The organism is Pseudarthrobacter sp. S3 (assembly GCF_050156905.1).
Taxonomy (GTDB): Bacteria; Actinomycetota; Actinomycetes; order Actinomycetales; family Micrococcaceae; genus Arthrobacter.
The window spans coordinates 1,440,981-1,453,438 of record NZ_CP189583.1 but is presented as its reverse complement, the minus strand read 5'-3'; the positions used below and the strand labels follow the sequence as shown (position 1 = coordinate 1,453,438).

Genomic DNA, 12,458 nt, shown 5'->3' with positions numbered 1-12,458 from the left:
ACGCTAAACCCCAACTTCGATGAAACCGTCTGAAATGCGGGTGCTGAACGTTTCCAGTCGCACCGCGGCGGTTCCGAAGCATTCGCCGGTTTCCAGATCATAGACCTCTTTGTGCAGCGGCGAAGCGATGGTGGGGCGCGTGCCGCGTGAGCCCAGAATGCCGCGGGCCATTACGTGGGCGCCGGTGGCCGGATCTTCGTGGGCCACGGCAAAAACCTCACTGGGCCCGGTCCGGAAGAGTGCCACCTGGCGGCCCGCAATGAGTGCCGCTTCGCCCCAGGAGAGCTCAAGCTCGTCCACGGCGCAGACCCGGTGCCAGGTAGCGGTGTCGGCGGCGAGCGCCCCAAGTTCCAGTGTTGCCGTCATGTCCGGCTCCTCTCCCCGTGCTTGATTGGCCACCTCTATGGCCGTACCAAACAACTTAGGCAACGGGTGTTTCAAAGGCGTGCAGTGCATGTGTCCGGCGCGTAAAAGAGACCTCACCCGTTCGGAAACCCGTTCGTGATGCAGAAGTTAAGCCTACGAAACATAAGGGAAACTGAAGCGAAACTGCGACTACCTAGTCTGAATGGACACCTCGTCAGAGAAAGTCGCAGAACACCGTCTGCGGCACATGCGAAAGGCCCACAGTGACCGAACAGACTTCACGCCAGACGGCAACGCGCCGGATCGTCGTCGCCGGTGGCGGCCCTGCTGCCCACCGCTTCGCCGATGCCATGCACACCCGGGGCCTTGAGGGCTGGGACGTCACGGTCCTCACGGAAGAAGCCCACCTCCCCTACGACCGCGTGGCGCTCTCCAAGGCACTGACGGACAGCAGCGTAGACCTGACCCTGGGTTCTGCCTCGATGTGGGACCACGCTTCCCTGTCACTGAAGACCGGCGAGCGCGTGGTCAAAATCAATGCCGAGGCAAAGACGGTTGAGACCGCTGCCGGCAGCATCTTTGAATACGACGACCTGGTGGTTGCCACCGGCTCCGACGCCATGCGGCTGCCCATCCCCGGCGCCGAGCACGTGCATGTTTACCGCACGCTTGAGGACGTCTGGGCCATCAACAAGGCCATCGCGGAGCTCACGGAAAAGCTGGGCCGCACTATCAATGCCGTGACCATCGGCGGCGGGCTCCTGGGACTTGAGTCAGCTGCAGGCACTGAACAGCTCGGCGCGACTCCCGTGGTTATCAACGGCGCACCGTGGCTGATGAACACCCAGCTGGACGAAGGCGCTGGCCAGTCACTGGGCCGCCTCATCGAAGCCAAGGGCTTTACGGTCCACGGCGGAGTGTTCCCCTCGCAGGTCCTTTCCGACGACGACGGACAGGTCACCGGCGTCCTCATGGCAGACGAACGGATCATCCCCGCCGACCTCGTCATCGTGGCCATCGGCGTCAAGCCCCGTGACGAACTCTTCCGCGCAGCCGAGGGCGAGGAGCCCCAGTTCAGCCTGGGCGCGCGCGGCGGCGTGGTCATCAACGATTTCTGTGCCACAGAAGTCCCCGGTATCTGGGCCATCGGTGAAGTGGCCAACTTTGAGGGCATGTGCCTGGGTCTGGTTGCCCCCGCCAACACCATGGCCGAGATCGTCGCGGACCGCCTCCACGGCGGCGCAGCCACCTTCCCGGGCTTTGACACCGCCACGAAGCTCAAGCTCTCCGGCGTGGACGTTGCCAGCTTCGGTGACGCGTTCGCCCGGACCGAGCACTCCCTCGAGATCGTCTATGCCGACCCCGCCCGCGGTGTCTACCAGAAGATCGTCACCACCGACGATGCCAAGACCCTGCTCGGCGGCATCTTCGTGGGCGACGCATCCCCTTACATGAGCCTGCGCCCGCTGCTCGGCCGTGAACTCAGCGCCGAACCGGGCGCTTACCTCACGGCGGCCGGCGGCGGCGACGCCCCGGACACCGAACTCCCGGACGATGCCATCCTTTGTTCCTGCAACAACGTGGCCGCCGGAACCATCCGCGACACCATCAACGGCTGCGGCGCCTGCGACGGCAACGCCCCTGTCCAGGAGCTTGGCGAGCTCAAGGGCTGCACCCGCGCGGGCACCAGCTGCGGATCTTGCGTGCCGATGCTCAAGAAGCTGCTGGAAACCGAACTCACCAAGTCCGGCGTCGAGGTCTCCAAGGCACTCTGCGAGCACATCGAGCTGTCCCGCCAGGAACTCTTCGACGCCATCCGCGTCCTGGAACTGACCTCCTTCGAGGAGATCATGGCCAAGTACGGCACCGGCGCCGGCTGCGACATCTGCAAGCCCACCATCGCCAATATCCTGGCCAGCCAGAACAGCGCCTACGTCCTGGACGCCGGCCGCGGCACCCTGCAGGACACCAACGACCGCGCCCTCGCCAACATGCAGAAGGACGGCACCTACTCGGTGGTCCCCCGCATCGCCGGCGGCGAAATCACTCCCAAGAAGCTCGGCGTCATCGCCGCCGTGGCCGAGAAGTACAACCTGTACACCAAGATCACCGGCGGCCAGCGGATTGACATGTTCGGTGCCCGGCTGGAAGAGCTCCCGGAAATCTGGAAGGAGCTGGTGGACGCCGGCTTCGAATCCGGCCAGGCGTACGGCAAGAGCCTGCGCACCGTGAAGTCCTGCGTGGGTTCCACCTGGTGCCGCTTCGGTGTCCAGGATTCGGTGGCCATGGCCATCCAGCTCGAGCTCCGCTACCGAGGCCTCCGCAGCCCGCACAAGCTCAAGATGGGCGTCTCCGGCTGCGCCCGTGAATGCGCCGAGGCCCGCGGCAAGGACGTCGGCGTGATCGCCACGGCCGACGGCTGGAACCTGTACGTCGGCGGCAACGGCGGTGCCACCCCGGCCCACGCCCAGCTCCTGGCCAAGGACCTCGACGACGAAACCCTGCTCAAGTACATCGACCGCTACTTCATGTACTACATCCGCACGGCGGACCGCCTGCAGCGCACCGCGCGCTGGCAGGAAGAGCTCGACGGCGGCATCAAGCACGTCGAGGACGTGGTGGTCAAGGACACCCTGGGCATCGCCGAGGAACTTGAAGCCGCCATGGCCAAGCACGTTGACACCTACGTGGACGAATGGGCCGACACCCTCAAGGACCCCGAGCGCCTGCGCCGGTTCCGGTCCTTCGTCAACGCGCCCGACCAGAAGGATGACTCCATCACCTTCGTCTCCGACGAGCGTGGCCAGATGCGCCCGGCCACTGCGGAGGAAAAAAGCCGCGCTGGCCAACAGCCGGTCCTGATCGGCGCTTCCATCCCCATGCGGCCCCGCGCCGAGAACGAGGTGTAGCCATGCAGCTCAGCATCGATCTCACCGGCCGCGAAGTCCTTGTCACCGGCTCCGACCACGCCGCCCGACAGGCGGTCCGCCGCTACGTGGCCGCGGGCGCCGTCGTCTATCGCCTCAGCACCCCTGCGGGTGCGGCGCATGACGGCCCGCTTCCCGAGCGCCCGTTCCTGGTCGCGGCGGTCGACGACGGCCAGCCCGGCTGGGAGCCCCTGCTCGAGCGCTGCGCCGCCACCGGCATCCCGGTGGCGGCCGAGCCTGCCGCCGGACCCGTCGGCCACGTCACCCTGGTGGGCGGCGGCCCCGGCACCACCGAGCTGCTGACCGTCGCAGCCGTGAAGGCTCTCCGCGATGCGGACGTAGTGTTTTTCGACCGGCTGGCTCCCTGCCAGGACCTGCCGGACCTGACTTCCGCCGAACTCGTGGATGTGGGCAAGAAGCCCGGCCACCACAAAGTGGGCCAGGCCGACATCGAGAAGCTCATGGTCGATAGCGCCCTCGGCGGCAACAATGTGGTCCGCCTCAAAGGGGGCGATCCGTACGTTTTTGGCCGCGGCGGCGAAGAAGTCGCCGCCTGCGTCGCGGCAGGCGTGCCTGTCCGTGTCATCTCCGGGGTCACCAGCGCGATCTCCGTGCCGGCGGCCGCCGGCATCCCCGTCACGCACCGCGAGGTCAGCCACATGTTCACTGTGGTCTCCGGCCACGCACCCCTGACCGAAAAGGAACACACCCACCTGGCCGGACTGGGCGGCACCATTGTGGTCCTGATGGGCATTGGCACCCTTCACCAGCTCACCGCCGGACTCCGTAAAGCCGGCATGCGACCCGACATGCCTATGGCCGTCGTCGAACGCGGTTACCGCCCCGGCCAGCGCACCACCATCGCGGACCTGGGCACCATCACCTCCGCCGCTGCCGGGTGCAGCAATCCCGCGGTGCTCGTCATTGGCGAGGTGGTTCGCGTGGCGGAAGCCAACCGCGGGCATGCTGAGGCCGCCGCCGACCTCGACCGCCTGGCGGCCTCGCTGCTCGGTTCATGAAAGGATTGACCCCCATGAACGCACTGGCACCAGCTGAACCCGTCCAGCTTGCAGAGACGTCCGGGCCGGAGGCTGCGGACTCCCCGCTGGAGGGCTTCCGCATCGGAGTCACCTCGCACCGGCGCTCCCGGGACCTCATTGAGGCCCTGGAACGCCGCGGCGCGGAAGTGCTGCATGCCCCGGCCCTCAAGATCGCCCCGGTGCAGGAGGACGTCCGCCTCATCGAGGACACCAAGGCGATCATCGCCGCACGCCCGGACCTCTGCATCGCCACCACCGCCTACGGCATGCGCCGCTGGTGCGAAGCCGCCGACTCCTTTGGGATCGGTGAGCAGCTGCTGGAAACCCTCGCCGGATGCCGGATGTTCGTCCGGGGGCCCAAAGCCCGCGGCGCCGTCCGTGCCGCCGGACTCGCCGACGTCGGAATCAGCAGCGACGAAACCACCGCAACGCTGGTGGACATGCTGCTGGCCGAAGGCGTGCGCGGCAAGACCGTGGCCGTGCAGCTGCACGGCTACACGGACGTCCGGCAGCTGGAACGCCTGCGTATGTCCGGCGCCACGGTCCTGACGGTCACCCCGTACCGCTGGGTGAAGCCCGACGGCGAAGACCGGCTTCCGCGCCTTATTGAGGCTGTGTGCAGCGGCAACCTGGACGTGCTTACCTTTACGAGCGCACCCGCCGTCGATGCCGTATGGAGTACCGCCCACGAGATGGGCGTCTACAAGCAGCTCATCGAAAGCCTGAAAACAAACGTCACCACGGCAGTGGTGGGCCCGGTCACCGCGCAGCCCCTGCTCGACGCCGGCATCACCCCGCTCATCCCGGAGCGGTTCCGGATGGGTGCCCTCATCCGGCTGGTGTGCGAGCACCTCGCCCTTAACCATGTGCGCAGGCTGGACACCGCGTCCGGCAACCTTGAGCTGCGCGGGCGCAGCCTGCGGGTCGATGGAGTTCACGTTGAGCTGGCGCCTGCGCCACTGCTGCTGCTGCGTGCCCTGCTGGGGGCTGGTGGGGCTGTACTTTCCCGGGAATCGCTGTCGGAACTGCTGGAACTGAAGGGCTCGGTCCATGCACTGGACATGACGGTCAGCCGCCTGCGGTCATCGCTGCCGGACGGCCGCCTGGTGGAGACGGTGGTCAAGCGGGGTTACCGGATCCGGGTCTAGCGCCTCCCGCAAAAGGAGTTTTCGTCCAGATAATGCGGCCAAAGCGCCGTTTTGAGCGCATTATCTGGACAAGAACTCCTATTGTTACCGGGCGGTAAATGGCAGCGACAATGTGGAAACACGGTGGAAAAACGGGCAGCCTACGCTGGGATTCATCACGAAGTTCCGGCCGCTCCTGCGGCCGCCAGCGAAAGGGCCAGCACATGTCCGCTCCGGCACCGTCCACCTCAGTTTCCCCGGTTCCTCGCATTGTCATTGCCGGAGCAGGGCCCGCCGCACAGGCGCTGGTCCGCCAGCTTGACGCTGCACGCTTCCGCGGCACAGTCACCGTCCTCAGCAACCGGGACGACGCTCCAGCCGAACTCCTGGAACTCGCAGAGCTGCCACAGGTATCAGTCCGCTTCGGCCAGCCAGCCAGCTTCATCGACGCGGGGAACCGTTCCGTCACCACCGCCGACGGCATGGAACTGAGCTACGACGAGCTGGTCATCGCCACCGGATCAGCGCCCGTCGCGTCCCCCGTGGCCGGCGCCGGCCGCTGCCTGAGCTACGCCACGATCGACGACGCAGCCCGGATCGGCGACGCCGTGAAGGAAGTGACGCGGGAGCTGGGCCGGCGGCCACTGGGGATCCTCGTGGGAACCGGCGCGGCAGCGGGCCAGGCCGAAGCGGTGCTGCGGGCCCGCGGCGTCCGGCCTATCCGCACAACGGTCCGGCCGGCCGCCGTGGTGCACTCCATCGCCGGCTCAGGCCTGACCGCCTCAGGGGTCGTCTTCGAAGACGGCAGCAGCATGAACGGCGACCTGGTTGTCCTGGCCGAAGAGCGGATTTCCCGCGATGGACTCGCCGCCAGCGCCGGACTCGCTACCGCCCCCAACGGCGGAATCGCCATCAGCAAGGACTACCGGACATCGGTCGCCGGCGTCTGGGCCATCGGCGACGCCGCCGCGTTCGACGGCGTGCGGCTGGGGCTGCTGGTCGCGGCGGCCTCTGCCGCCGGCGCCTGCGCGGCACAGCTGATGACCGCTATATCAGCGGCGGACGACCCGGCCACGGGTGTGGCCGGGCGCGTGCCTGCGGCCGCCTGAACCTCCGCCCGCCGTGACACCCGCTGTGACAGGATGGTCACCTGAACAGCCCCGCACTGCGTGGCTCCGGCGGCCCACAAGGCCACATGGAAGGGACCATCATGAGCAACCCAGCCACTCCTACCGACCAGACTGGAGCCGGTACGGTCTCAGCATCGGGCAACATCGCTTCCTACATCGACCACACGCTGCTCAAGCCCGAGGCCAGCGAAGCGGAGATCCTCCGAGTGTGTGCCGAGGCCGCTGAGTACCACTTCAAGTCGGTCTGCGTTAACCCCCTCTGGGTCAAGACAGTCAAGACCGCCCTGAAGGGGTCCGGGGTTCTCACGTGCTCGGTCATCGGCTTTCCCATGGGTGCCACGCCCAGCGACGTGAAGGCCTTTGAAGCCCGCGGCGCGGTACTGGATGGTGCGGACGAAATTGACATGGTCATCAACATCGCGGCTGCCCGTGCCGGTGACAAGGGTGCGCTGGTGGACGATATCTCCGCCGTCGCGGAAACGGTCCACGCAGGCGGAGCCATCCTGAAGGTCATCATCGAAACCGCATTGCTCAGCGATGACCAGAAGGTCCTTGCCTGCCAGGCGTCCGTTGAAGCGGGGGCGGACTTCGTCAAGACGTCCACGGGGTTCAATGGCGGGGGTGCCACGGCCGAGGATATCGCTCTGATGCGCCGCACTGTAGGCCCCGATCTCGGCGTCAAGGCGTCCGGCGGCGTACGTTCCCTGGCCGGCGCTCAGGCTATGATTGCTGCAGGTGCAACACGTATTGGTGCCAGTTCCGGCATTGCCATCGTCAAGGGTGAACAGGGTTCATCCAGTTACTGACGCCGGCCCGGAGCCGCCACTGTTTGAGCCCCGCGGGGCCGAGGAGGAAATAATGTCCAGCAAGACCACCGAGTCCGGCAACGCAACGGTACAGACCCCCCAGAACGAGAACAGCCTCGTGGGCAGCATCCTTCTGTTTGTACCCATGATGGCGCTGTTCCTGGGCTCCATCTACTCCCTGTCCTTCCTCACGCTCGGCAACCCGTGGCCGATGGCCGTCTGCCTGGGCCTGTTTTTCCTGGCGTTCTGGATCCCGCAGACCATCACCGGCCGCTCCGATTCAGCCGGCGGCAAGTAAGAACCCTCTGCAACTTAAAGGTCTGCGGCCCCGGATATTCCGGGGCCGTAGATTTTTAAGTCGTGAACTGTACCGGCCGCGTCAGCCCGCGCCCAGCAGCCGGCTGACCACGGTCTTACCGAGTGCCATGGCGGCCGGGAAATGGGCTTTCGCCAACGACCACGCCGCCACGCACATGCCCACCATGGCGTAGGCGCTCACCGGGATCAGCACCAGCCACTCGCGTTTGGAACCGGCGCGTCCCAGCAACGGCAGGGAAAAGGCGCCGTTGGCTTTCCAGACGTCGTTGAGCACCGGCAGTTTCCGGAGAAACTTCGGTGGCTTGATGACGATCGGCCAGAGCAGGGGCACGCCCCCGGTGGTGATCATGTCCCCCACGATGTGGACCAATACCCCGGTCAGCATCGATACGGGCAGCCACGTCCACTGCTCCGGCGCGAACCAGGTCACCAGCCCGGCCATGGCCAGGGCAAAGATCCAGTTGCTGATAAATCCGGACTTGGGAAACAGCTTCAGCGCCTTGGCCGCAATGTTGATCATGAACATGCACAGCAGGCCGGCACCCACGGACAGCAGGCCCCCCGCCGTCTGCAGCTGGAACTGTCCGGCCATCATGGCCAGCAGCACAAAGCACGCGGCCCCGAGCACCGAGTGGGTTCCTTGCCGGTGCCCGCCGCTGGCGTTCTCAATACCCACCGCAATCAGGTTGGAGAGCGGCGGCAAAGAGTTTGCCACAGTGCTGTGGCGGTGGTCCCAGTCGCATACGAGCGCCGTCCCCGCCGTCGCCATTCCGCCGATGATGATTCCCGTAGCGTCCAACGGATACCAGCCCAGCGTGTACGGTCCGGTTGAGGCAATAGCTACCCACGCCGCGGCCCCCGACGCGGCGTGGTGTCCTCCCATCAAGCCCTAACCGCTTACTGCCGGAGCGGCGAGTGGCGCGTCGGAGAAGATGTTGCGGATGACCCCGTTGGCCCATTCGAGGATTTCGGCGTCCTGCAGGTCGCGGCCGCCGATCCTCGCGGTCTTGGGCTTCGGAATCAGCACCGCGTCCAGGGCAGGCTTGGACTGGGAACCCGGGTACATCCGGGTCAGCCGCATCAGTTTCGACTCCGGCAGCTGCGCCGGCGAGAACTTGATGAAGTTGCCCTGAAGTGCGACGTCGGACAGGCCGGCTTCGCGGGCACCCACCCGGAAACGGGCCACGGCAATGAGGTTCTGGACCGGCAGCGGCGGTTCGCCGTAGCGGTCCACAAGCTCGGCCAGCACCTCCCCGATGGCCTCGTACGTCAAGGCAGATGCCAGCTTGCGGTAGGCCTCCAGGCGGAGCCGCTCCCCCGGCACATAATCATGCGGGAGGTGTGCGTTGACCGGCAGCTCGATCTTCATTTCGGCGGCCTTTTCCTCGGCGTCGCCGCGGAAGTCGGCCACTGCCTCACCAACCAGGCGGATGTAGAGGTCGAAGCCCACGCCCTGGATGTGGCCGGACTGCTCGCCGCCCAGCAGGTTGCCGGCGCCGCGGATTTCGAGGTCCTTCATGGCCAGCTGCATCCCGGCGCCAAGCTCGTTGTGGGTGGCCACGGCTTTGAGCCGTTCCAGGGCCACCTCGCCCAGGGGCTTCTCGGACGGGTAAAGGAAGTAGGCATAGGCGCGTTCACGGCCGCGGCCCACCCGGCCGCGGAGCTGGTGCAGCTGGGAGAGGCCGTATTTGTCGGCCCCGTCCACAATCAGGGTGTTGGCGTTGGAGATGTCCAGGCCGGTTTCGATGATCGTGGTGCACACCAGGACGTCAAAGCGCTTTTCCCAGAAGTCCACAATGATCTGCTCCAGGCGGCTCTCGGACATCTGCCCGTGCGCCACCTCCACGCGCGCCTCCGGGACCAGTTCGCGGACTTTGGCGGCGGTCCGTTCGATCGTGGATACCCGGTTGTGGACCAGGAACACCTGGCCTTCGCGCATCAGCTCGCGGCGGATGGCGGCCGAGGTCTGCTTGTCCGTGTACGGGCCCACGTAGGTGAGGACGGGGTGGCGTTCCTCCGGCGGGGTGGCCAGTGTGGACGTTTCCCGGATACCGGTCAACGACATCTCCAGGGTCCGCGGAATCGGTGTGGCGCTCATGGCCAGCACGTCCACGTTGGTCCGCATCTTCTTCAGCGCTTCCTTGTGCTCCACGCCGAAGCGCTGCTCCTCGTCCACGATCACCAGGCCCAGGTCCTTGAACGCGAAGTCCTTCGACAGCAGCCGGTGGGTTCCAATGACGACGTCTACGGAGCCGCTCTTGACGCCCTCAACGGTCTCTGTGGTTTCCTTGGTCCCTTGGAACCGCGACAGGGCTTTGACCCGCAGGGGGAAGCCGGAGAAGCGTTCGGTGAACGTTTCGTAGTGCTGCTGGGCGAGCAGGGTGGTGGGCACCAGGATCGCCACCTGCTTCCCGTCCTGGACCGCCTTGAACGCGGCCCGGACGGCGATCTCGGTCTTGCCGTAGCCCACGTCGCCGGACACCAGGCGGTCCATGGGGATCTCGCGCTCCATATCCGCCTTGACCTCGTTGATGGTGGTCAGCTGGTCCGGCGTTTCCACGTACGGGAAGGCCTCCTCCAGCTCGCGCTGCCACGGGGTATCCGGCCCGAAGGCATGGCCCTTTGAGGCCATCCGCGCGGAGTACAGCCGGATGAGTTCGCCGGCGATCTCCTTGACGGCCTTGCGTGCCTTGGACTTGGTGCTGGCCCAGTCGGAGCCGCCCATCTTGCTGAGCACGGGCGTGTCTCCGCCGACGTAGCGGGTCACCTGGTCCAGCTGGTCGGTGGGGACAAACAGGCGGTCCCCGGGGGCGCCGCGCTTGGACGGGGCGTATTCCAGGACCAGGTATTCGCGGACGCCGTCTCCGCCGCCTGCCACCTTGCGCTGGATCAGCTCGACAAAACGCCCAATGCCGTGCTGTTCGTGTACCACGGAATCGCCGTTGACCAGCTGCAGCGGGTCCACGGCGTTCCGCCGCTTGGACGGCATGCGCCGCATGTCCTTGGTGGAGCCTGCGGACGTCCGTCCCAGCAGGTCCGCTTCGGTGAGCAGCCCCAGCTTGAGGCTGTCCACGACAAAACCGCGTCCGACGGCGGCTGTGGTCACCTCGATGATGCCCGCCTGTGGTTCCTTCTCAAGGATGTCCACGCGGGCACAGGGGATGTCGGCATCGTGGAACAGTTCCGCCAGGCGCTGCGCAGGGCCGGGACCCTCCGTGGCTACCACGATCCGCCACTGGTCCCGGACGTGGGAGCCGATGAAGTCCATCATCTCGGCCACATCACCCTGGTACCCGCGCGGTTCCCGGGCGCGGAGGTTGAGGACGTCGATCTCCGGCAGCAGCTCCTCGTCAGTGGCCAGGGACGTAATGGACCACCACGAGACCTCGTGCTCCAGCGAGGAGCTCCGGGTTTCGGCCAGGGAACGGAAGCTGGCGGAGTGCAAGGCTTCCGACGCCTGCGAGCTGAGGTCCAGCGGAGCCGTGCCGCCATCGGATGCCGTGGACCAGGCAGCTTCCAGGAACTCCTCGTTGGTGGCCGCAAGATCATGTGCGCGCCGGCGCACCTTTTCCGGTTCTATGATCACCGAGATGGACCCGGCGGGCAGCTGCTCCACAAACGGGACCATGGCATCCACCAGCACCGGGGCCAGGGATTCCATCCCTTCCACGGTGATGCCGCCGGCGATCTTCTCGAGCATGTCCGCGGCCGCGGGGAGCTGCGCCTTCAGGGTGGCCGCGCGGGACATCACTGACGGCGTGATCAGGATTTCGCGGCAGGGCGGGGCATGGAGTTCGGTGGGGTGATGCACGCCGGGCGCCGACAGCGAGCGCTGGTCGGCCACCGCGAACCAGCGCATCTGGTCCACCTCATCGCCGAAGAACTCTACCCGGATGGGGTGGTCCTCGGTGGGTGGGAAGACATCGATGATACCGCCGCGGACGGCAAACTCGCCACGGTGGGAGACCATGTCCACGCGTGCGTAGGCCGCGTCAGCGAGGCTCCGTACCACGTCGGAGAACGGCATGTCCTGTCCCACCTTCAGCGTGACCGGAACGAGCTCACCCAACCCGGCGACGATCGGCTGGACCACCGCGCGGACCGGCGCCACCACCACCCGCAACGGGCCCGCCGTCGAACCTTCCGGGTGAGCCAGGCGGCGCAGGACGGACAGCCGGCGGCCCACCGTGTCCGAACGGGGCGAGAGCCGCTCGTGCGGCAGGGTTTCCCAACTGGGGAACTCGGCCACTGAATCGGCCGGCAGGTAGGCACGCAGGGCCGCCGTCAGGTCCTCTGCCTCGCGTCCTGTCGCGGTGACTGCCAGCACCACCGGAGGGAACCCGCCATCGGGAGTTCCTTCGTCGGCACCGGAGGCCAGGCCGTCTGCCATTTCCGCCAGCAGGACGGCACGGAGACCGGCCGGCGCGCTGACCTGGTAATCCTGGCCCCGGACATCAAAGCCCCTGGCCGCCTCCGCCTGGACCCTGGCGAACGTCTGGTCTTCTGCCAGGACACGGCGCAGCCCGGCCAGCGAGGGACCGGCGTGGGACGGGCCAGGATGGGACGGGCCAGTGGGGCTCATGGCGGAAACTCCTGTGGGTTCAAGGGATCGCAGGCAACACGAAAACCCGAAATTCTCTTCGAATCCCGGGTCATCCCAGCCTACCCCTGCACCGGGGCCCGCCGGGAACCCCCGTTGCTAAGCTTGCTGAGGAAGCGCACCCGTTTGACGCATCCGCCCGCC

At 66.6% G+C, this 12,458-nt stretch carries 9 protein-coding genes; 6 read left to right on the top strand and 3 right to left on the bottom strand.

What is annotated here, in order from left to right:
- Window positions 1-3 precede the first annotated feature (3 nt).
- Complete coding sequence (gene nirD, locus ACQCSV_RS06975; RefSeq protein WP_354153878.1) at window positions 4-366, bottom strand: nitrite reductase small subunit NirD; 363 nt, start codon at window positions 364-366, stop codon at window positions 4-6.
- A 263-nt stretch (window positions 367-629) separates the two neighbouring features.
- Here nirD and nirB point away from each other — a divergent pair, with 263 nt between their 5' ends.
- The 6 genes from nirB to ACQCSV_RS06945 all read left to right on the top strand — a co-directional run bounded on the left by nirB (window position 630) and on the right by ACQCSV_RS06945 (window position 7,694).
- A complete protein-coding gene (gene nirB, locus ACQCSV_RS06970; RefSeq protein WP_426939400.1) occupies window positions 630-3,275 on the top strand; it encodes a nitrite reductase large subunit NirB in 2,646 nt (881 codons plus the stop codon).
- Between the two features lie 2 nt (window positions 3,276-3,277).
- Window positions 3,278-4,312, top strand: a complete 1,035-nt coding sequence (gene cobA / locus ACQCSV_RS06965) for a uroporphyrinogen-III C-methyltransferase (RefSeq protein ID WP_426939399.1) — start codon at window positions 3,278-3,280, stop codon at window positions 4,310-4,312.
- Window positions 4,313-4,326: 14 nt separating this feature from the next.
- Window positions 4,327-5,481 (top strand): uroporphyrinogen-III synthase, encoded by a 1,155-nt coding sequence (locus tag ACQCSV_RS06960; protein WP_426939398.1) that lies wholly within the window; start codon window positions 4,327-4,329, stop codon window positions 5,479-5,481.
- Window positions 5,482-5,684: 203 nt separating this feature from the next.
- Complete coding sequence (locus tag ACQCSV_RS06955) at window positions 5,685-6,569, top strand: FAD-dependent oxidoreductase (protein WP_426939397.1); 885 nt, start codon at window positions 5,685-5,687, stop codon at window positions 6,567-6,569.
- A gap of 101 nt (window positions 6,570-6,670) precedes the next feature.
- Window positions 6,671-7,396, top strand: a complete 726-nt coding sequence (gene deoC / locus ACQCSV_RS06950; protein ID WP_426939396.1) for a deoxyribose-phosphate aldolase — start codon at window positions 6,671-6,673, stop codon at window positions 7,394-7,396.
- A 52-nt stretch (window positions 7,397-7,448) separates the two neighbouring features.
- Window positions 7,449-7,694, top strand: a complete 246-nt coding sequence (locus ACQCSV_RS06945; protein ID WP_282329226.1) for a hypothetical protein — start codon at window positions 7,449-7,451, stop codon at window positions 7,692-7,694.
- Window positions 7,695-7,775: 81 nt separating this feature from the next.
- Here the strand turns inward: ACQCSV_RS06945 and ACQCSV_RS06940 are convergent, their stop codons facing one another.
- Both ACQCSV_RS06940 and mfd read right to left on the bottom strand, forming a co-directional pair.
- Window positions 7,776-8,597 (bottom strand): metal-dependent hydrolase, encoded by an 822-nt coding sequence (locus ACQCSV_RS06940; protein ID WP_426939395.1) that lies wholly within the window; start codon window positions 8,595-8,597, stop codon window positions 7,776-7,778.
- 6 nt (window positions 8,598-8,603) lie between these two features.
- Window positions 8,604-12,296: a transcription-repair coupling factor gene (gene mfd / locus ACQCSV_RS06935; protein ID WP_426939394.1), complete on the bottom strand. Its 3,693-nt coding sequence runs from the start codon at window positions 12,294-12,296 to the stop codon at window positions 8,604-8,606.
- Between the last annotated feature and the right edge of the window lie 162 nt (window positions 12,297-12,458).